This window comes from Sphingomonas sp., from assembly GCF_019749955.1.
In the GTDB taxonomy this organism is placed as follows: domain Bacteria; phylum Pseudomonadota; class Alphaproteobacteria; order Sphingomonadales; family Sphingomonadaceae; genus Sphingomonas.
In genome coordinates this window covers 1-19,502 of the sequence record NZ_JAIEPC010000070.1, presented here as the reverse complement: position 1 = coordinate 19,502, position 19,502 = coordinate 1, and the positions used below count along the sequence as shown (strand labels likewise).

The 19,502-nt window shown below is 64.6% G+C and carries 19 protein-coding genes; 9 read left to right on the top strand and 10 right to left on the bottom strand.

Annotated elements, in window-relative coordinates; genetic code table 11:
* The 8 genes from K2W81_RS13015 to K2W81_RS12980 all read right to left on the bottom strand — a co-directional run.
* Positions 1 to 434 (bottom strand): NAD(P)/FAD-dependent oxidoreductase (locus K2W81_RS13015; protein WP_294104961.1); only part of this gene is annotated, 434 nt, incomplete at its 3' end.
* 78 nt (positions 435 to 512) lie between these two features.
* Complete coding sequence (locus K2W81_RS13010; RefSeq protein WP_294104959.1) at positions 513 to 1,793, bottom strand: metallophosphoesterase; 1,281 nt, start codon at positions 1,791 to 1,793, stop codon at positions 513 to 515.
* Positions 1,794 to 1,893: 100 nt separating this feature from the next.
* Complete coding sequence (locus K2W81_RS13005; RefSeq protein ID WP_294104957.1) at positions 1,894 to 4,728, bottom strand: TonB-dependent receptor; 2,835 nt, start codon at positions 4,726 to 4,728, stop codon at positions 1,894 to 1,896.
* A gap of 192 nt (positions 4,729 to 4,920) precedes the next feature.
* Complete coding sequence (locus K2W81_RS13000) at positions 4,921 to 6,984, bottom strand: malate synthase G (protein WP_294104955.1); 2,064 nt, start codon at positions 6,982 to 6,984, stop codon at positions 4,921 to 4,923.
* Positions 6,985 to 7,175: 191 nt separating this feature from the next.
* Entirely contained in the window at positions 7,176 to 7,628 is a 453-nt protein-coding gene (locus K2W81_RS12995) for a MarR family transcriptional regulator (RefSeq protein WP_294104952.1), read from the bottom strand.
* Entirely contained in the window at positions 7,625 to 8,275 is a 651-nt protein-coding gene (locus K2W81_RS12990) for a DUF1275 family protein (RefSeq protein ID WP_294104950.1), read from the bottom strand. Before K2W81_RS12990 ends, K2W81_RS12995 begins: the two co-directional genes overlap by 4 nt.
* Positions 8,276 to 8,312: 37 nt before the next feature.
* Positions 8,313 to 8,792 (bottom strand): hypothetical protein, encoded by a 480-nt coding sequence (locus K2W81_RS12985; RefSeq protein WP_294104948.1) that lies wholly within the window; start codon positions 8,790 to 8,792, stop codon positions 8,313 to 8,315.
* 67 nt (positions 8,793 to 8,859) lie between these two features.
* Complete coding sequence (locus tag K2W81_RS12980) at positions 8,860 to 9,213, bottom strand: GIY-YIG nuclease family protein (protein ID WP_294104946.1); 354 nt, start codon at positions 9,211 to 9,213, stop codon at positions 8,860 to 8,862.
* Between the two features lie 545 nt (positions 9,214 to 9,758).
* Here K2W81_RS12980 and hppD point away from each other — a divergent pair.
* The 7 genes from hppD to K2W81_RS12945 all read left to right on the top strand — a co-directional run bounded on the left by hppD (position 9,759) and on the right by K2W81_RS12945 (position 15,828).
* Positions 9,759 to 10,853 (top strand): 4-hydroxyphenylpyruvate dioxygenase, encoded by a 1,095-nt coding sequence (hppD, locus tag K2W81_RS12975; protein WP_294104944.1) that lies wholly within the window; start codon positions 9,759 to 9,761, stop codon positions 10,851 to 10,853.
* On the top strand, positions 10,853 to 11,503 hold the full coding sequence (locus K2W81_RS12970) for a hypothetical protein (RefSeq protein WP_294104942.1): 651 nt from the start codon (positions 10,853 to 10,855) through the stop codon (positions 11,501 to 11,503). Before hppD ends, K2W81_RS12970 begins: the two co-directional genes overlap by 1 nt.
* Positions 11,500 to 12,768: a homogentisate 1,2-dioxygenase gene (gene hmgA, locus K2W81_RS12965; protein ID WP_294104940.1), complete on the top strand. Its 1,269-nt coding sequence runs from the start codon at positions 11,500 to 11,502 to the stop codon at positions 12,766 to 12,768. Before K2W81_RS12970 ends, hmgA begins: the two co-directional genes overlap by 4 nt.
* 90 nt (positions 12,769 to 12,858) lie before the next feature.
* Entirely contained in the window at positions 12,859 to 13,200 is a 342-nt protein-coding gene (locus K2W81_RS12960; RefSeq protein ID WP_294104938.1) for a YciI family protein, read from the top strand.
* Positions 13,193 to 14,410 carry a DUF6596 domain-containing protein gene (locus K2W81_RS12955; RefSeq protein WP_294104936.1) on the top strand — a complete coding sequence of 406 codons (1,218 nt, stop codon included), beginning with the start codon at positions 13,193 to 13,195 and terminating at the stop codon, positions 14,408 to 14,410. Before K2W81_RS12960 ends, K2W81_RS12955 begins: the two co-directional genes overlap by 8 nt.
* A 200-nt stretch (positions 14,411 to 14,610) precedes the next feature.
* The gene (locus tag K2W81_RS12950; protein WP_294104934.1) at positions 14,611 to 14,880 is read left to right on the top strand and encodes a hypothetical protein; all 270 of its coding nucleotides are present in this window, start codon (positions 14,611 to 14,613) and stop codon (positions 14,878 to 14,880) included.
* A 69-nt stretch (positions 14,881 to 14,949) separates the two neighbouring features.
* Entirely contained in the window at positions 14,950 to 15,828 is an 879-nt protein-coding gene (locus K2W81_RS12945) for a hypothetical protein (RefSeq protein ID WP_294104932.1), read from the top strand.
* A gap of 42 nt (positions 15,829 to 15,870) precedes the next feature.
* Here the strand turns inward: K2W81_RS12945 and K2W81_RS12940 are convergent, their stop codons facing one another.
* Both K2W81_RS12940 and K2W81_RS12935 read right to left on the bottom strand, forming a co-directional pair.
* Positions 15,871 to 16,338, bottom strand: a complete 468-nt coding sequence (locus tag K2W81_RS12940) for a hypothetical protein (protein ID WP_294104930.1) — start codon at positions 16,336 to 16,338, stop codon at positions 15,871 to 15,873.
* A complete protein-coding gene (locus K2W81_RS12935) occupies positions 16,335 to 17,117 on the bottom strand; it encodes an A24 family peptidase (protein WP_294104928.1) in 783 nt (260 codons plus the stop codon). Before K2W81_RS12935 ends, K2W81_RS12940 begins: the two co-directional genes overlap by 4 nt.
* Positions 17,118 to 17,199: 82 nt before the next feature.
* Here K2W81_RS12935 and K2W81_RS12930 point away from each other — a divergent pair, with 82 nt between their 5' ends.
* Together K2W81_RS12930 and K2W81_RS12925 are read left to right on the top strand one after the other, a co-directional pair.
* Positions 17,200 to 18,387: an acetyl-CoA C-acyltransferase gene (locus K2W81_RS12930; RefSeq protein ID WP_294104925.1), complete on the top strand. Its 1,188-nt coding sequence runs from the start codon at positions 17,200 to 17,202 to the stop codon at positions 18,385 to 18,387.
* Positions 18,388 to 18,495: 108 nt separating this feature from the next.
* Positions 18,496 to 19,502 (top strand): DUF3857 domain-containing protein (locus tag K2W81_RS12925; protein WP_294104922.1); only part of this gene is annotated, 1,007 nt, incomplete at its 3' end.

Sequence of the window (19,502 nt, the reverse complement as noted above, 5' to 3'; positions counted from 1 at the left end):
CCCTTGGCATAGTTATAATAGCCCGAGCACATGAAGAGGAAATTGCAGCTATACTGCACCTCGCGCCCCTCGGTGACGGCCGTCACCGTCCAGCGCGCGTCCTGCGTTGACCAGCTCGCGGCCTTGACGTGGTGGTTGAAGCGGATGTGCTGGTCGATGCCATATTTAGCCGCCGTGCGCTTGACGTAATTGAGGATGTTCGGCCCGTCGGCAATCGCCTTCGCCTCGGTCCAAGGCTCAAAAATATAGCCGAGCGTATACATGTCCGAATCGGATCGAATCCCGGGATAGCGGAACAAATCCCATGTCCCGCCCATATCGGCGCGCCCTTCGAGGATCATATAGCTGCGATCGGGCGACTTGTCCTGCAGGTGAAAGCCCGCGCCGATCCCGGAGATCCCGGCCCCCACCACGATGACGTCGAAATGATCCATTTGGGCATCTCCTATGCCCATACCTGATATTCGATTTTTGGAAGCCGCGCAAAGGGCCAGCCGCCCGACGCGGGGAGGTCAGTCGCTGGCCTTGTTGCGCCGGGCGAAACTCTGCGTGAATTCGACCTTGGGCTGGCCGCTGCCGCTGTCGGGCGTCGATATCATCGTCACCGTCGCCGCATTGTCAGTCAGCGTCAAATGGGCAAATCCCCAAATCATCCCACGCACATAGAGCGGTCGATATTGCGGATAATTGCGCTGCTGATGCGCCATGAACGCCCTGTTGAGCGGGCGTTGCTTGGCGGCCGAGCCGGAAACGATATTGGGCAGCGGCGAAAGCCCTGCCCCCGGCACCGCCGTCGCGCAACTGTCGGTCGCCACTTCGAGCGTGTGCTCATGCCCCGCCAGATAGAGATCGGCATAGCGGCACAAGGTCGGCAGCAGCACCGCGCGCAACGTCCGCGCCTGTTCGAACTTGCCGCCCGATGACGACCAGAAGGGATGGTGCCCGATCACGATCTTCCAGCGCGCTTTCGATGCCTTCAACCGCCGCTCGAGATTGGCGACCATCGCGCGTTCGGCATCGGTTGCGGGGGTGGCCCAAGGCTCTGACGTGTCAAGCTTGGTCGTCGGGATTTCGCTGCCGTCGTCGGCCAATTTGCCGTCGAGGACCTTTTCGCCCGCGAGCAGAACATGCGTGTCGATCGCAAACACTTCGACCATGCCCTTGGCCGATGGCGGCTGCACTGCATAGGCGAGTCCGTCCATGTAGAAGGGCCGCGTCGTGCTGAGATAGCGCACTTCCGACAGCGCGGCCGCGCGCGAGGTGTGCCAGTCGTGGTTCCCGAGCGTCGCATAGATGCGGAAGTCACGGTCGCCCCAGCCGAACGCGCCATAGGGCGTTGCGAACAAATCCTGGAAGCGTTTCGCGTCGTCGCGACCATCAGCGCCCAGGGTTGCGCCATCGGGGTAGATATTGTCGCCGAGCATCACACCAAACTGGCAGCGGGCAACGCTGCGGCAATAGTCCGTCATTGCCTTGGCCACGGGCATCAACCCGCTGGCGGCGACAAAACCGCCGTTCGAGGGATGCGCGATCATCGGCGGCGGGGTGAATTCGGCGATTGGCCGCTTGTCCTTGATCCAGCTCGCGCGCGCCTTGGCAATGAACTGCTCGCGGGTGAGCGCGAGGGTCAGGTCTTCGGGATCGAGATAATCGAGGCTGTAGCCCGAGTCACCAAAGGCCAGAAACGACACTGATCGCGACGGCGCCGATGGAGGCGATACCCCGCGCTCAACGGGCGCGCAGCCCGCCAGCAGCAAAGCAAGTAAACCGCCGGTGGCGTGGCGAATGCGCATCAAATATTCCCAAAGCAGGCAGCGATTTCATCATGCACGACATCATCGCCGCACAAGGCGAAATGGGTGACGGGTCGCCCCGTCACCCACCCTCCCCCGATCAGAAGCTGAAGCGGACGCCGCCCGAAAAACGACGGGCAAAGCGCTCCCATTCGATCGTCTGAATGGTGCTGGTCGGGCTTGGGATGCCCGTGGCGGTCAGCAGATTGCCCGGTTCCGAATAACGACGACCAGGTTGGTTGAACAAATTCTGGATGTCGAAATAGACTTCAAAATTCTTGGTCACCGCATAGCGCAGCGACATGTCCACTTCTTCATCCGCTGCCCAGTAGGTGTCGCCGGCATCGGTCAGATCATCGGCGACTGAATCGAGGTAATCGCTGCGCCATTGATACTGAAAGTTCACCGACAGGCCGTATTTTTCATAATAGGCGCCGAGATTGTAGATCAGGTCCGACGTACCCGGCAGACGCAACTGACGCGCTGGAACAGTGGTGATGGCAGGCTTGGTCACCCGGCTGTCGTTCAACGTAACGTTGCTGCTGATACCGAAACCGCCCGTCCATTCGGGCAACCCAAGGTCGCGAACCCAAGGGTCAAGCTGGAGTTGTGCGGTCGCTTCAAGGCCGAACAGACGGCCGCTGCCGCCATTGGTGATGCCGGTGAAAAAATACCCCGAGCGATCGACGCCGTTGCTGTCCAGCGCGTTCGAGCCGAATGTCCGGCGCGAGTTGAAGAGGACGTCTTCGACATTTTTGTAATAGAAGCCGATGCTTAAATAGCCCTGCGGCTTCAGATACCATTCGAAATAGGCATCGACGCCATAGGCGCGCTCGGGCTTGATGGCAGGGTTGCCGCCCGAGATTGTCTGGTTGGGATCGTTGACGACAACGTTGGGCCGGAACTGGTCGTAATCGGCCCGCGCCGCGCCTGAGTTGAACGACAGGCGCAGCTTCTTTGTGCTGTCGACGTTCCAGTTGATGTGCAGGCTGGGGAAGACCAGCGTCTGGCTCGCCTCGGCCGTCACCACACCCCTGGTCGTCCCAACGGTTGCCACGGCGATGCCACGGTTGTTGAGGCTTTCCACGCGGACGCCGCCGACGACCGAACCCCAGTCGTACTTCAGCGTGCCCATCACAAAGCCGGCATAAACCTGCTCACGCACATTGTAATTATTCTCTGTCCGCGGCGCGAAGGCGAAGTTGGCGCGCGCGGCATTGGCAACCGCGCGCATCCGGTTGATGTCGAAATAGCGGAACGTGTAATCGAGCGGGATTTGCCCGAGGAAGGCATCGTTCAACGAAAACTGATTATAGTCCTGCGGCAGGCCCACCGTATTGAACTGCGCGGCGGTATTCAGCAGGATCTGGTTTTCATCCGCGATCTTGGTGCGCTGGTCGAACTGGAAGCCCGCCCGGAAAATCGCATCGGCACCAAGAAACCTGGTCTCGCGCGTCAGCACCAGCTTGCCGGTATAGGCGTCAGTGGTGTCGACGGCATCGAGCACCGTCAGCGAAACGGGCGCCTTGGCGAAGCTGTCGATCGCCGTCACCCGGGCACCGGCCTGAAAGCGCGTGGGGCTGGCAAGCTGAATGGTGTTGGACAGCAACAGCCGCGAGCGATTCGGATCGCTAAAGTCATAGCTGACCGTCGGGCGCAGGTTGCGCGTGGTTGGGCTGTCATAGGATGCCTCGCCCACCACCGAACGGTCGTCGCGCGACCGCGTGAAATTGCCGAGCCACAACAGCTGCCAGCCGTCGCCGAACTTGTGTTGGCCGGTCAGCGTGTTGGTGAAGATCGACTGGCGAAACGCACGCAGCGTCGCGCGCTGGCGGATGTCGATGCCATACACCGTGCCCTGCTGCGGCGTGTTGCCAATGCACACATCGGCATAGCCGCTGGTCGTGGGAGTCGGGTTGACGGTGCGGGCGCACTCGGCCGTGTTGGGTACCAAATCGCCCTGACGATCGTCGAGGTCGAAGCGGTAATTGTCGCGCGCTTCGTCGTCGGTGAAGACCGTGAACAGCGACCGCGCCGAGATGGTGTTGTCGGCATCGGGCTTCCAGTCGAGCCGGATCGACGACGACCAGTTGCGCCGGGTCAGGCGATAGAGCTTGTTTTCGGCCTCCTGCGCCCAGAAGCGCGTTGCATTGCCCGGGCGGCTATCTTGGGCCACCCGCTCATAATCGGTTTCGAAATTGTCGGTAATCTGGCCGCGTTCGTAATAGCTTCCCGAAACCAGCACGCCGAGCTCGCCGCCGCCGAGATTGAAACGGTCGGAGATGACAAGCGAGCCTTCATATTGGTTGCGGCTGCCCAGTTCAGCGACACCAGCCCCGGCTTTGCCGAGAATCTTGAAACCCGAATAGTCGAAGGCGGAGCGCGTGATGACGTTGACATTGCCCGCAATTGTTTCGCCCGGCATGTCGGGCGTCACCGCCTTCGACACGATGACCTGCGACGCGATTGCCGACGGAATCGAATCAAAGCGCGCGTCGCGGCCTTCGGGGCTGACGACGTTGATCCCGTCGAACGACAGCGTCGTCCAGTAATTGGGGGCGCCGCGCAAGCTGATGTAGCGGGCCTGACCCTGGTCGCGCTCGACCGCGACGCCCGGCAAGCGACCGACCGCCTGCGCGATGTTCTGATCGGGCAGACGACCGACGCCGTCGGCCGAAATCACGCTGACGAGCGAATCCGATTCGCGCTGGGTACGAAGTGCTGCGGCGAGCGATTCCTTGATCGGGCGCGATCCCGTGACGACGACTTCTTCGTCGGCGGGCGCTGGTTCAGCCGCTGGTGTCGGTGCCGGTGTCGGTGTCGGCGCGACTTGGGCGTGCGCCGAAGTGGCCATCAACGCGGCGAGGCAAATCCCCGCCGTCAACGCGATCCTGCCCGCCGCGCGCGCGCGGCGGTTGTTCAAATTGTCCGTCATAAAACCCCCCAATTGCCCGCATCGGTTTGCGGTACTTGGGCGCGCCTAGGGTAGGTTGGTGAAACCTAATTTACATTGATGTGACATTTTTGTGAATTATTGCACATTCCCAATCTGAATTGGGACGCCACCGAACGGCATGCCCACGGCAAATTGGCGACGAACTGTGGTGTTCGCGACGGTTCGGGCCGGTCAGCGGCGCGCTTTTGCTTTAGCGCGATAGGCATGCAGCAGTGGTTCGGTATAGCCGCTCGGCTGGCTGACCCCTTCGAACACCAGCGCGCGCGCGGCTTGCAGCGCGATGCTGTCGGGATGCCCCGCCATCGGGTGGTAGAGCGGGTCGCCCGCATTTTGCGCATCGACTTTTGCCGCCATCCGCTCGAACGCCGCATCAACATCGGCCGTCGTCGCGACGCCGTGGAGCAGCCAGTTGGCGATGTGCTGCGAGCTGATCCGCAAGGTCGCGCGGTCTTCCATCAGGCCGATATCGTTTATGTCGGGCACCTTGGAACAGCCAATGCCCTGGTCGATCCAGCGCACGACATAGCCGAGAATGCCTTGCGCATTATTGTCGAGCTCGCGCGCGACTTCCTCCGCGCTCCAGTTGCGCCCGCCCGCGAACGGCACCGTCAGCAGGCCGTCGAGCGACGGGATCGCCTCGCCCGCAATTTCCTTCTGCCGGGCGAACACATCGACCTGGTGATAATGCATTGCGTGGAGCGTGGCGGCGGTGGGGGATGGCACCCAGGCGGTGTTGGCGCCGCTCATCGGGTGGCCGATCTTCTGCGCCATCATGTCGGCCATCCGGTCGGGCGCGGCCCACATCCCCTTGCCGATCTGCGCCTTGCCGGAGAGCCCATGCGCGAGGCCGATGCGGACATTGCGATCCTCATAGGCCTTGATCCAGGCGCTCGCCTTCATCTCCGCCTTGGGGATCATCGCGCCGCCGTGCATCGCGGTGTGCATTTCGTCGCCGGTGCGATCGAGGAAGCCAGTGTTGATGAAGACGATGCGGTCCTTCACTGCGTGGATGCACGCCGCGAGATTGGCCGAGGTGCGCCGCTCTTCGTCCATCACGCCGACCTTCACCGTGTGGCGCGCAAGGCGGAGCAGATCCTCGACCGCGTCGAACAGCGCGTTGGTGAAAGCGGCTTCTTCGGGCCCGTGCATCTTGGGCTTGACGATATAGACGCTGCCGGTGCGGCTGTTGCGGAGCGTGCCGAGGTGTTTGAGGTCGTACAGCGCAATCGTCGAAGTCATGATCGCGTCGAGAATCCCCTCGGGCGCCTCGTCGCCGCCGGGCAGCTGGATCGCGGGCGTCCTCATCAGATGCCCGACATTGCGCACGAATAGCAGCGAACGGCCGGGGAGTGTAAGGTCGCCATAAACGCGATCCGCGTTGAGCTTGCGGGTAAGCTGTTTGCCGCCCTTCTCGAACGTCTCTTCCAAATCGCCCTTCATCAACCCGAGCCAGTTGGTGTACGCGGCGACCTTGTCCTCAGCATCCACTGCCGCGATCGAATCCTCAAGGTCGCAGATCGTGGTGAGCGCGGATTCGAGGACAACATCCGAAATACCGGCAGGGTCAGTCATGCCGATGGCCGAGGCGCGATCCACGACGACCTCGATGTGCAAGCCATTGTGGCGGAAGAGCAGCGACTCTCCTGCCCGCCCGACCAGCTGCGCCGGATCGGCAAGCACCGGCTCGCCGCCTGCAAAATCCGCCCAACTGCCGCTCGTCAGCGGCACCGCCTGATCAAGGAATGCCTTCGCCGCCGCAATTACCTGCGCCCCGCGCTCGGTGTCATAGCCACCCGGCTTCGCCGCGCCCGGCAGCGCATCGGTGCCGTAGAGCGCATCATACAGGCTGCCCCAGCGCGCATTCGCGGCGTTGAGCACGAAGCGTGCGTTGAGGATCGGCACCACCAGCTGCGGCCCGGCCATCGTCGCGATCTCGGCGTCGACATTTTCGGTGCCGATCGTGAAGGGCGCAGGCTCGGGCACCAGATAGCCGATGCTCCGCAAAAACGCCTCGTCGACCGGCTCGCCCGCCTGGTAGCGCGCATCAATCGCCGCCTGCAAAGTCTCGCGCCTGGCTAGCAATGCGGCATTTTCGGGCGCGAACTGGGCGAAGATATCGGCGACCCCCGCCCACCAGCCATCGGCAGCAATGCCCAGCCCCGGCAGCACCGCGCCTTCGACAAACTGCGCGAGTTCTTCCGCGACGCCGAGACCGGCGCGATCGACGATGGACATGATTCCTCCTTGGATGGGCAATGACGATCGGCCTGGGGAGGCAAGGAACTTGTTCTTCAAACACGCCCCGGCCCGTTCGTGTCGAGCGAAGTCGAGACACCGCGCGCATCGCTCGCGGCCCGTCCCTCGACTTCGCTCGGGACGAACGGGGGGTCGTAGGATGAGCCTCTAAGCCAGCCGCCCGCCCCGCATCAACCCCGTTCGGGCGCGATCGATGCCGCTGCTGCTTCGATCCGCGCCAGCATCGCCGCAAAATCGGCGAGTTCGGCCTTGCTGAAGCCGGTAAACAGCTGCGCCTCCAGCTCCAGCGCCTTGGGCGCCACATTGTCGTACAGCAGCCGCCCCGCGCGGGTAAGCGACAGCAAATGCGACCGTGCATCGCCGGGATTGTCGCGCCGTGCCACCAGCCCGCGATCGACCAGCGCCACTGCCGCGCGGCTCACCGTCACCTTGTCCATCCGCGTCGCCGCGCCGAGCGCCTGCTGGGTCAGCCCGTCGCTCTCAGCAGTCACCGCGATCAGCCGCCACTGCGGGATGGTGAGGCCGAACAGCGCCTCATAAGCCGTCGCCACCGCCGCCGACACGCGGTTCGACGCGATCGACAAGCGATAGGGCATGAAATCGTCGAGCTTGAGCGTCGTCATGCGGGCGTTGTTGCCACCGCAGCGGGCCGCCTGGCAACCACCGCGACCAGCAGCGCCGCCGCCGCCGCGACCCACAAAGCATCGCTGCCGATCGCGATGAACGCCACTGCGCCTGCCGCGCCGCCGCCGAGTAGCCCGCTCCACAGCAGCAGATGCGGAATCCACCCCCAGCGATCCTCACCCGCGATCGCGGCGGCGAGCAACTGCCCGATCTTGACGAGCCGCCCGGTCATATAGGTGAGGCCGATCCGCACTTCGGTCCCTTCGGCGAAGAAGATATTCTCCACCCCCATCGCCGCCGCCATCAGGATCGCGGCGGGCCAGAGCTGGCGAAAATCGCCGAGCAACGCCGCTCCCGCCAGCAGCGCGGCGAGCAGTACCGGAACCACCGCGCGGTGGTGGTACTTGCCCCAGCGCCCAACCAGCGATCCCGCGATCACGCCGACCAGAAAACTGCCGATCAGCATCGCCGCGACGGCGGCATTGCCCGACATCTCGGCAATCCCGACCCCCAGCCGCGTGGAGTTGCCGCTCATGAAGGATACGAAGAAGCCACCGGTGGCGAGGAAGCCGATGGCGTCGACATACCCCGCGAGCGCGGAAAGGCCGATGGCGAGGAGGCGGTCGTGGCGATCGAAGGATTTCACGAGGGGGGTTTAGGGGGTGTGGGGGCGGATGGGAAATTCATCGCTTCGCTTTGAGCAGTCGCCTCGCGTTGGCCAAGGTGACGCCCAGCAAGTGAGCGATTTCTTCGAGCGAGATATCCGGACGCGCTTGCCGGAGGTCGTGGGCAGACCAAATCAGGGAAGAGGACATCGAGTCCAGAAAGATGCACGGCGACGCGAACAGATGCCCGGTTTTCAGAACGCTCTCATATAAGATGAAATCGTCGGGCCAGCGGTTCTGCCTAATGCTTGCTACCTCGTCGTCCGTCACTCGACGCAGAAAATACTCATCGAAGATTCGCTCTTCCTGCGCGATCATCCACGCTTGCCCACACGCGCTGCACTTGGAAAGATAAAGCCACCAAAGGTCCCCGCCGTGATCGCAGACATTTTCCAGTGTGGCGAGAACGCGCTCGTCTCGCCCGTCGCCGCCCATGGGCACGGCGGCAAGGTTCGTTAAGTCGGCGCAATAACACGAGGTTTGTTCGGCCTGGTTCATTGCGCTGCTTTGGGCTGACGCTGGAAGTACATCAAGTGGCTCGACCGTCGCCGCCACCAACTTATCGTCACCCCGGCCTTGTGCCGAGGCCCACCGCGCCGCCGCTTACTGCAGTCAGCGGCTCCAGCCCGAACCCCACCGCAAGATCGTTCCACGCCGGATTTTCGTGCTCGATCAGGTTGCGTTTCCAGTCGCGGCGGTAGCGTTTGAGCTGCTTTTCGCGGGCGATGGCGGTTTCCATCTCTTCGAAGATCTCGAAATAGACGAGGCGCTTGATACCGTGTTTGCGGGTGAAGCCGTCGAAGGTGCCGGTGCGGTGCTGGACAATGCGACCGACGAGGTTCGACGTCACGCCGACGTAGAGGGTGCCGTTGTAGCTGCTCGCGAGGATGTAGACGATGGGTTGGCGCTCTTGCTTCATGGTGCGGTATTTTGCGGCGCGGTGGGCCCCGGCACAAGGCCGGGGTGACGGTTGGGGGAGAGGCTCGCTGCCCCCTACCCCATCCTACTTCGTCACCCCGGACTTGTTCCGGGGCCCACTCATCCAATTGCGGTGCCGCCTGAGATTGAGCTCACAGCTTGCCGCAAAGGTCGTTTCGGCAAGCACGGGCCCGTAGGTTTGGAGCCGTCCCGCCTGCCGCCCGGTGGGCCCCGGCACAAGGCCGGGGTGACGGTTGGGGGAGAGGCTCGCTGCTCCCTACCCCATCCTACTTCGTCACCCCGGACTTGTTCCGGGGCCCACTCATCCAATTGCGGTGCCGCCTGAGATTGAGCTCACAGCTTGCCGCAAAGGTCGTTTCGGCAAGCACGGGCCCGTAGGTTTGGAGCCGTCCCGCCTGCCGCCCGGTGGGCCCCGGCACAAGGCCGGGGTGACGAAAGGGGGGAGGTTGGAGCGGCTAGACCCCCGCCCCCAAACCCGCTACATAGTTTCATCTGATACCATCTGCCGCCACGGAGACCCCTGCCATGACGACCGCGACCGCGTCCCTTGCCGCCACCACGCATGACAACCCCATGGGCCTCAACGGCTTCGAATTCGTCGAATTCACCTCGCCCGACCCGGAGGCGCTCGCGGATTTGTTCGTCAAGATGGGCTTCACCCATGTCGGCACGCACCGCTCGAAGAATGTCCGCCGCTATGCGCAGGGCGACATCAATTTTCTGCTCAACATGGAAAATGCCGGCCAGGTCGCCGGGTTCCGCGACACTCACGGCCCCTCCGCCAACGCGATGGCGTTCCGCGTCGCCGATGCCGCCAAGGCCGTGAAGCTCGCGACCGAGCGCGGCGCGGTGGCGGTCGAGGGCAAGGTCGGGCCGGCTGAGCTCAACATTCCGGCGATCGAGGGCATCGGCGGCGCGAACCTCTATCTGGTCGACCGGCGCGGCGACACGACCATCTATGACATTGATTTCGAGCCCGTCCCCGGCGCGAGCCCCGACGACAACAGCGTCGGCCTGCACACGCTCGATCACCTCACGCATAATCTGATGCGCGGGCGGATGAACTATTGGGCGGACTATTACGAGCGCATCTTCAACTTCCGCGAAATCCGTTTCTTCGACATCGAGGGCAAGGCGACCGCGCTCGTTTCGAAGGCGATGACCGCCCCCGACGACAAGATCCGCATCCCCTTGAACGAAAGCCAGGACGAGCATTCGCAGATCGAGGAATTCATCAAGGATTACAAAGGCGAAGGCATCCAGCACATCGCCATGGCAACCGATGATATCTTCAAGACGGTCGACACGCTGCGCGCCAATGGCATCCGCTTTCAGGACACGATCGACACCTATTTCGACCTGATCGACAAGCGCCTGCCCGGGCACGGCCATGACGTTGAGGAAATGCGCAAGCGCAAGGTGCTGATCGACGGCGCGCCGGAGACAGGCGGCGGGCTGCTGCTGCAAATCTTCACCGAAAATATGGTCGGACCGATCTTTTTCGAGATCATCCAGCGCAAGGGCAATGACGGCTTTGGCGAGGGCAATTTCAAGGCGCTGTTCGAAAGCATCGAGCTTGACCAGATGCGCCGCGGGGTGATTCCGGCGGCGGCGGAATGATGCAGCGGTCGCTCGCGCTCAGCGCGCTGCTGTTGGCCGCGTGCCAGCCCGCAGGCGGCAGCGAGCCGCGCGCAGACTCGTCCCCGGCGAAGCCTGCCGCCACCGCGCGCGCGAACCTCTATCAGTGCGAGGGGTGCGAGGGGGCGGCCGAAGCCAACCCCGCCACGCTCAGGAATGCCGCGCGCATCGGCCCGGGGATCGACAAGGGCGAGCCGCTGGCCATCGATGGCCTGGTCTACCAAAATGACGGCAAGACACCGGCTGCGAGCGTGATCGTCTATGCTTATCAGACCAATGCCGCGGGGCGTTATGCCAATGGGGCGGCGACCACGCTCTGGAGCCGCCGCCATGGCCGGTTGCGCGGCTGGGTGAAGACGGGCGCCGATGGCCGCTATCATTTCGATACGATCAAGCCCGCGCCCTACCCCAACGATACCATCCCGGCGCATATCCACCTGACCGTGCTCGAACCCGGCAAGCGGCCCTATTGGATCGACGACATCGTGTTCGACGGCGAATTCGGCGTAACCCCCGCCTATCGCAAATCGATGGTCAATCAGGGCGGCAATGGCATCGTGCCCGTTCGCCGCGACGCGAGCGGCAGGGCGGTTGTCGTGCGCGACATCATCTTGGAGCGGCACCCGGCATGACCAGCTACCTCACCGGATTCGGCAATCACTTCGCGACCGAGGCGATCCCCGGCGCGCTGCCCGTCGGGCGCAATTCGCCGCAGCGCCCCGCCTTCGGCCTCTATGCCGAGCAGCTCAGCGGCACCGCCTTCACGATGGCGCGGGCCGAGAACCGGCGGTCGTGGCTCTACCGGCTGCGCCCATCCGCGGCGCACCCGCCCTATACGCTCGTCGCCGATCCCGCCGCCGATCGCGGCCTCCCCGCCAGCCCCAATCGGCTGCGCTGGGACCCGCGCGCACTGCCGCATGCCGCGACGACCTTCGTCGATTCGCTAAGCACGATGCTGTGGAACGGCGACCCAGAGGCGCATAACGGCGTCACACTATCGACGTACGCCGCGACCGCGAGCATGGACCGGCAAGTCTTCTTCTCCGCCGATGGCGAGCTGCTGATCATCCCCGAACAGGGCGGCCTCACGCTCCACACCGAGTTGGGCGTGATCGCCATCGACCCGCTCGAAATCGCCATCATCCCGCGCGGCGTGCGGTTCCGCGTCGTTCTCACCGGCGACGCCGCGCGTGGCTATGTCGCCGAGAACCACGGCGCGCCCTTCCGCCTCCCCGATCTCGGGCCGATCGGCTCGAACGGCCTCGCCAATCCGCGCGACTTCGAGAGCCCCGTCGCCTGGTTCGAGGATCGCGACGAGCCGTTCGAGGTGATCCAGAAATTCGGCGGCAAGCTGTGGTCGACGACGCTCGATCACTCACCGCTCGATGTTGTCGCGTGGCACGGCAATCTCACGCCGGTGAAATACGACCTGCGCCGCTTCAACACACTCGGCACGGTCAGCTATGATCATCCCGATCCGTCGATCTTCACCGTGCTCACCAGCCCGAGCGATATGCCGGGTCGCGCGAATGCCGATTTCGTGATCTTCCCGCCGCGCTGGATGGTGGCCGAGGATACGTTCCGCCCGCCCTGGTTCCACCGCAACCTGATGAGCGAAGCGATGGGCCTTATCACCGGCGCTTATGACGCCAAGGCGGGCGGTTTCGCCCCCGGCGCGCTGTCGCTCCACAATATGATGAGCGCGCACGGCCCCGATGTCGCGAGCTGGCAGGGCGCGACCGATGCCGCCCTTGCCCCGCACAAGATCGACGGGACGATGGCGTTCATGGTCGAAAGCTGCTGGCCCTACCGGGTGACGGACTCGGCGCTGGCGGCGGCACAGCCCGATTATGACGGCGTGTGGGGCGCCTTTCCCAAAGCCATCGTGCCGAAATAATTTTTCGCGCCGCTGTCGATTCCGCTCCCCTTCGCCCGTCTCCCAAGTACGATCGCGATAGGCGCGGTCGCCTTAAGGAAGGATAGAGCGATGCAATACATGATGATGATCGTTGAAGACGAAGCCCATTATGCCGCACCCGGCGCCTTCGAAGCGATTGTCGCCAAGCATATGGCGTTTGGCCAGAAGCATGGCGCGTCGATCGTGGGCGGCAACGGGCTGCAAGTGAGCGCCACCGCCACGACCGTGCGCACCGAAGGCGGCAGCACGAGCATCCACGACGGCCCCTTTGCCGAAAGCCGCGAGCAGCTGGGCGGCTATTATGTGATCGAGGCCGCCGATCTCGACGCCGCGATCGCCATTGCGAAGGATGTCCCGCTGGCCGCCGACGGCGCCATCGAGATTCGGCCAGTCCTCGCCCAGGGTGGTTGATCCGCTCGACCGGGCGGCGCGCGCGGATGGCGGCAAAACCATCGCCGCGCTCGCCGCCCGGTTTCGCAATCTCGACATCGCCGAAGAAGCTTTTGCCGAAGCATGCGCCCGTGCCGTCACGGCTTGGGCGGCTGAGCCCCCGCGCGATCCGGCGGCATGGCTCTACCGCGTCGCAGAGCGCGTGGCGCTCGACCGGGTTCGCCAGACGAACGTCCGCGCGACTGCCACGCTGCCAGGACCCGAGCCCGATCCAACGCCGGAGGAACTGATGCTCGATGCGAGCCCGATCCCCGATGAGCGGCTGAAGCTGATCTTCACCTGCTGCCACCCGGCGATCCACCCCGAAGCGCGTGCTGCGCTGACGTTGCGGCTGGTCTGCGGGCTGTCGACCGAGGAAATCGCGCGCGCGTTCCTCACTGCCGAGCCGACGCTCGCGCAGCGGCTGGTCCGCGCCAAGCGGAAAATTGCCGATGCCGGGATCGGCTTTGACATCCCCGGCCCCGCCGCCTGGCCCGAGCGCGTCGCCGCCGTGCTCAGCACGATCGAGGTTGCCTATGCGCATGCGCACGCCGACGGCGCCGGGACCGGCCGCCACGCCGATTATGCGACCGAGATGCTCGCGATTACGGCGACGCTGGCGCGGATGATGCCGGAGGAAGCCGATGTGCATGCGCTCGCTGCTACGGTGCGCTTTGCCGAGGCGCGGCGGCCAGCGCGGGTCGATGCCGGTGGCGTCATGGTGCCGCTGTCCGAACAGGACCCCGCGCGCTGGGACGCGGCCCTGATTGCCGAGGGGCGACACTATTTCGTGGCCGCCGTCCGCATCGGCGCCCGCCGGCCTCGCGTGATTGCCGCGCTGATCCACGCCGAATGGTGCGCGCGAACCTCGCTCGCCGAGCCGCCGCCGTGGCGCAATATCCTGACGATCTATGACGCGCTGCTCAGCGTGCGCGACGACGCGATCACGCGGCTCAACCGCGCGGTCGCGCTCGCCGAGGTCATGGGCTATGAGGCAGCGTTGGAGGAAGTCGACGCGCTCGACCTGCCGGGGCTCGCGCAGTTCCTGCCCTACCACGCGACGCGAGCCGGGTTGCTCTATCGGCTTGGGCTGAAGGAAGCTGCCCGCGACGCTTACGACACCGCGCTCGCGCTCGACCCGGGCGACGCCGAACGCCGCTGGCTGGAACGGCGACGCGCCGAAGTCAGCTAGCCGATGCCGAATTTACGGGCGCAGTTGGTTAGCGTAACCATTTGTTTTACGTGTTAATACACGAGTAGATGGCATAGAGTGCTGGTCTTTGGGGCAGAGACTCAACCATGTGGACACATCTCATCCTAGGCGCGCTTTTGGCGGCGTCCGGTCCGCAAACAGCGGCAACACCAGATGACGATGACGAGGTTGAAGTTTGCGTGACGGTGCTGACCTTCTGGTCGGGCAGCGCTTCGGATCGTCGCGCGATTGCATCAGACCCCGTTCCCGAGTCCTTCCGGCGGGAGTTCGGATGGCGCGGCTGTCAAACACTCGACAAGCCGGCACTGCTCGAATGGCATCTGGCGTTCGGCACCGAACAGACCAGCTCCGCCGCGCTCGCCTGGCTCGAACAGCAGACGCTTGCCGAGGGACCGGGGGTCGCGGAATTTGCACGCATGGCCAAGGCGCTGTCGGGTGCGTCGCGGTAGGAAAGCAGCGCGCAGGCCAATGCGGCGAGGACTGCACTTGATCGATTCAGCTTTCTGGCCGACCAATATTTGCGGGCGGCGGAATTTTATCATTCTTCCGCTCTGCTCGCCAAAGCCGCGCCCTATGTTGATGCCGTGCGGCTCGGACTCGCGGCGCTCGACATCGATCGGTTCGGCGAGCTCAGCGATGAGGCGGCTGAAGAGCTGCAGCGGCGCGGCTGGGTCGAACGCTCCGACTATGACCTGGAGCGATGGCGCGCGCTCGCAATCCGTTTCGCAATCGCCCGAGCGCAGCTCTCACTTGCGCCCAACGCCATTGCAGCCGCTGATCGGTCGATCGTCCGATACGCCGGAAAACCGCCGCTGGCCGACGAACTGACCGACGCGGCCCTGGAACACGGCGGCGATCCCTGCGCCGAAGCCACTTCGCCGTCGGAACTGGCGGCGGTTTGCGATCGTGAACCCAACCTCCCGCGCCGGCTCGCCACCTATTGGTATTATCGCGCACTGATCGACGATTTACTTGATCCCAAAGATAAAACGGACCGAGCCTTCGATGGGCAGGCGTTTACCAATGCAGCGCGCCTGATGGCATTGATCGACGGCGACGAACGGGATCATCCAGCGAGCGATCCGGCACGGCGGCATGATGCACGGGTCGCGCTGCTACTGTCGCATGCGGCGGCGTTCGCACGCCAAGCGGCAGCTCGCCGGTCTACTTCGAGCGAGGCCGATTATGACTGGTATCCCGCCTTGCGCACATTGATCCGCGCGGAACGGCTGACCTCACCGGTCACACAGCCCGGCCGGTTTCGCCAGATCGGCGTGCAGTTCGGCACAATCTGCCGCGCAATGGCGGTGGAGCGATGCCGGGATGATGCACAACTAGGCCGCGAATATCGCTATTTGACGCAGGATCTGGCCTTCCTCGATCAACCGACGCCCTGACCACCGGGCGCACGCCGCGGTCATGGTTCGCGGCTGCAAGCTTCAGGACGCGCAGCCGATGATGCCGATCACCGGCACGATGATGCTGTCACCGCCTTCGCGCGTGAACGTCAGCGTGGCTCCATCGGTCAGCGCGCCCTGCGTCAGGTCGCCGCGCCGCACGATCGCCATTTCGACCGTGACCTTCAGGTCGCCGCCTGCATAATCGGTATGCGCCAGAAAGCCGAAATCGCCGGGGCCGTTCTGCCCCGTGCGGACGAGGTCGGTGAGCTTGCCATCGGGCGCGAAGCGGATGCGCGCTGGGTCGGCGGTTATCATGGCCACCAAAGTCCGCGTCTGAGTGGCGGTCCAGAGGAACGTCGCGCAGCCGGTCTGGGGCAATTCCTGCTTCGGGATCGCACCGATCGGCAGGCCGTCGACCGAGCGTGGGAGCGACGGGACCGGCAGCTTCGGCGCGTCTTGCGCCATCGCAGGTGCGGCGAGCAACAAAGCGAAAAATACGGCTTTCATGGCGCCATCATTAGCATGACGATCAGCGCTGGGTAAGCCGCGATTGCCATCAGCGTGCCGAGCGGCAAGCGGTCGGCGAGCGTCCCACCGCGCCCGGTGAGCAAGCGGAACAAGACAACGCCCAGGCCCGTCAGCGCCGCCAGGAACAGCACGGCGGGCAAGAGCTGCCAGCCAAGCCACAGCCCGATTGCCCCGAGCAGCTTGGGGTCGCCCCCGCCCAACCCCTCGCGGTGGCGGATCAGCTTATAGCCCGCGCCGATGACCCAGAGCGCGGCAAAGCCGCCCACGCCGCCGATCCCGCGATCGATGAGAGATGGTGCAATCCCCAGCAGCCCGACCGCGACGCCCGCGAGCGCCAGGGTCGCGGTCAGTGCGTCGGGCAGCCAGAATTCGGTGACATCGAGCGCGGCGAGCGCGAGCAATATCCACCCGAACACCGCTGCGGCCAGCGCCTCGTCGCTGGGGAGCAGCAGCCCGGCAATCGCGCCAATCACCAGCGCAATCGCTTCGATCCGCCAATGGATCGGATCGATCGGCGCGCCACAACTTCGACACTTGCCCCTCGCCAGCATCCCGCTCACCAGCGGCACCAGATCGCGCGGCGCGAGCTTCACGCCGCAGGCATCGCACGCCGACCGCCCGCGCAGCACCGAGCGGCCCTCGGGCCAGCGGATCACCAGCGCAGCGATAAAGCTGCCGAAGATCGCGCCTAGTCCCGCCAGCCCAATGGCTGACAGCCAATGCGGTCCCGAAGTCAGCGCGGCGGCGATATCTTCCATCGGCACGGCGATAGGCGATTTGTATTCGCCGCGTCACCGCCCTAAATCGCGCGCAGCATTTCCTCGCGCTGGAGCATCCCCCATGAGCACCGATCCTGTCGTCATCGTCGCCTATGCCCGCACCCCGATGGGCAGCTTTCAGGGTGTCCTCACCGGGGCGAGCGCGACCGAGCTTGGCGCGGCAGCCGTCGGTGCGGCGGTCGAGCGTGCCGGACTGTCGGGTGACGCGGTCGAGCGCATCTATATGGGCTGCGTGCTGCCCGCTGGGCTTGGCCAGGCACCCGCGCGCCAGGCCGCGATCAAGGCCGGGCTGCCGCTGCATGTCGAGGCAACCACCGTCAACAAAATGTGCGGCAGCGGCATGCAGGCCGCGATCATGGCGCATGACGCGATTCTTGCTGGGTCGGCCGAGATCGTTGTTGCCGGTGGCATGGAGAGCATGACCGGCGCGCCCTATCTCTCGCTGCGCCACCGTGGCGGCGCGCGGATCGGGCATGATGTGCTGAAGGATCACATGTACCTCGACGGGCTCGAAGATGCCTATGAGCCCGGCAAGCTGATGGGCAATTTCGCCGAGGATAGCGCGACCGACTATCAGTTCACCCGCGCCGACCAGGATAATTTCGCGGTCGCCTCGCTCACCCGCGCCCAAGCGGCGCAGGCAGCGGGCAAATTCGTGCGCGAGATCACCCCGGTCGAGGTTGCCGGGCGCAAGGGGTCGGTCACGGTCGATCAGGACGAACAGCCGCTGAAGGGCGACGCCGCCAAAATCCCGACGCTCAAGCCCGCTTTCTCGAAGGACGGGACCGTCACTGCCGCCAATGCCTCGTCGATCTCAGACGGTGCCGCAGCACTAGTGATGATGCGCGCGTCGAAGGCGGCAGAGTTGGGCCTGACGCCCGTCGCACGGATCGTGTCGCATGCGGCCCACGCACACGCGCCGTCGCAGTTCACCACCGCGCCGGTCCCCGCAATGCGCAAGGCCCTCGACAAGGCGGGCTGGAGCATCGCCGATGTTGATCTGTTCGAAGTCAACGAAGCCTTTGCCGTGGTGCCGATGATCGCGATGCGCGACCTTGGCATCGATCACGCCAAGCTCAACATCCACGGCGGCGCGTGTGCGCTGGGCCACCCAATTGGTGCCAGCGGCGCGCGGATCATCGCGACCTTGATCTCGGCGCTTCAGACGACCGGCGGGACGAAAGGCCTCGCGAGCCTGTGCATCGGCGGCGGCGAAGCGACGGCAGTGGCGCTGGAGCTGGTGGGCTAGCCAAAGCCGCCGCCCATTTCATAGGCTTGGCACGATAACCCTTCGCCAAGCCGATTGCGCCCCGCCCTCGGCTCGCTTAGGCTTGGGCCTCACGACGGGGATTTGGTGATGCGGCGAATTTGGTGGTTGGTTGCGACTTCGGCACTCGGTTCGACCTTCGCCGCCCCGGCAATCGCGAGCGAAACCCCGCTCTACCAACCCGTTCCTGCCTGGGTGGCCCCCGCGCCGCCGATCGATGCGGCGAAGCTCGGACCCGATGGCCCGGTCTACCCCGTGGTGGATACGCAGGAGCGGCTCGAAAATGGCACGATCTGGTCGTACCACGAAATCGTCACGCGGTTGGCCACGCCTGAAGTCATCCAGCGCGCCGGCACGGTCGCGATTGCCTGGCAGCCCGCCAAGGGCGACTTGATCGTCCACAAGATCGAGATCATCCGGGGCATGCAGCGCATCGATGCGCTGGCAGGCGGCAAGCAGTTCGAGGTCATCCGGCGCGAAAAGCAGCTCGAACGCTTCGCCATCGACGGTGAGCTGACCGCGACAATGGCGGTCGAAGGCCTTCAGGTCGGCGATTTGCTGCGCGTGGTCGCCACCATCTCGCGCAAGGAAGATGTGATCGCGCCGGCCGTGCAAGACGTTGCCGGATTGCTGACCGAGCCGCTGCCGGTTGGCTATGCCCGCACCCGGCTGGTCTGGCCCGCGGCTGCCGACATCAAGTATAAGGCCCTGGCTGAAGGGGCCAAGGCCACCGTCAACGTTCGCGGCACCGAACGCGAAGTGGTGTTCGAAGGCGTGCTGCCCAAAGCGACCGAACTGCCGAGCGATGCCCCCGTCAGCGCGCGCAAGCTCCCGCTGGTAGAAATGTCCAGTTTCGCCGACTGGGCGGCCGTTTCCAAAGTCATGGCGCCACATTATGCGACCAGCACGTCGATTGCGGCAGGCAGCGATCTTGCCAAGCAGGTTGCCGCGATCAAGGCCGCCGACACCGATCCGCTGCGTCGCGCCAGCGCCGCGCTCCAGCTCGTTCAGGACAAGGTGCGCTACCTCTACAACGGCTTGGACAAGGGCAATTATGTGCCCCAGCCAGCCGAACAAACCTGGACGATGCGCTACGG

Coding starts and splice junctions, on each gene's coding strand:
- K2W81_RS12995 (WP_294104952.1), bottom strand. CDS start 7,628: ATGACGACGCTCAAGCTCGACGATTTCATGCCCTATCGCTTGTCGATC.
- K2W81_RS13000 (WP_294104955.1), bottom strand. CDS start 6,984: ATGTCCATCGTCGATCGCGCCGGTCTCGGCGTCGCGGAAGAACTCGCG.
- K2W81_RS12935 (WP_294104928.1), bottom strand. CDS start 17,117: ATGGAAGATATCGCCGCCGCGCTGACTTCGGGACCGCATTGGCTGTCA.
- hmgA (WP_294104940.1), top strand. CDS start 11,500: ATGACCAGCTACCTCACCGGATTCGGCAATCACTTCGCGACCGAGGCG.
- K2W81_RS12980 (WP_294104946.1), bottom strand. CDS start 9,213: ATGAAGCAAGAGCGCCAACCCATCGTCTACATCCTCGCGAGCAGCTAC.
- K2W81_RS13005 (WP_294104957.1), bottom strand. CDS start 4,728: ATGACGGACAATTTGAACAACCGCCGCGCGCGCGCGGCGGGCAGGATC.
- K2W81_RS12940 (WP_294104930.1), bottom strand. CDS start 16,338: ATGAAAGCCGTATTTTTCGCTTTGTTGCTCGCCGCACCTGCGATGGCG.
- hppD (WP_294104944.1), top strand. CDS start 9,759: ATGACGACCGCGACCGCGTCCCTTGCCGCCACCACGCATGACAACCCC.
- K2W81_RS13010 (WP_294104959.1), bottom strand. CDS start 1,793: ATGCGCATTCGCCACGCCACCGGCGGTTTACTTGCTTTGCTGCTGGCG.
- K2W81_RS12985 (WP_294104948.1), bottom strand. CDS start 8,792: ATGAACCAGGCCGAACAAACCTCGTGTTATTGCGCCGACTTAACGAAC.
- K2W81_RS12970 (WP_294104942.1), top strand. CDS start 10,853: ATGCAGCGGTCGCTCGCGCTCAGCGCGCTGCTGTTGGCCGCGTGCCAG.
- K2W81_RS12930 (WP_294104925.1), top strand. CDS start 17,200: ATGAGCACCGATCCTGTCGTCATCGTCGCCTATGCCCGCACCCCGATG.
- K2W81_RS12960 (WP_294104938.1), top strand. CDS start 12,859: ATGCAATACATGATGATGATCGTTGAAGACGAAGCCCATTATGCCGCA.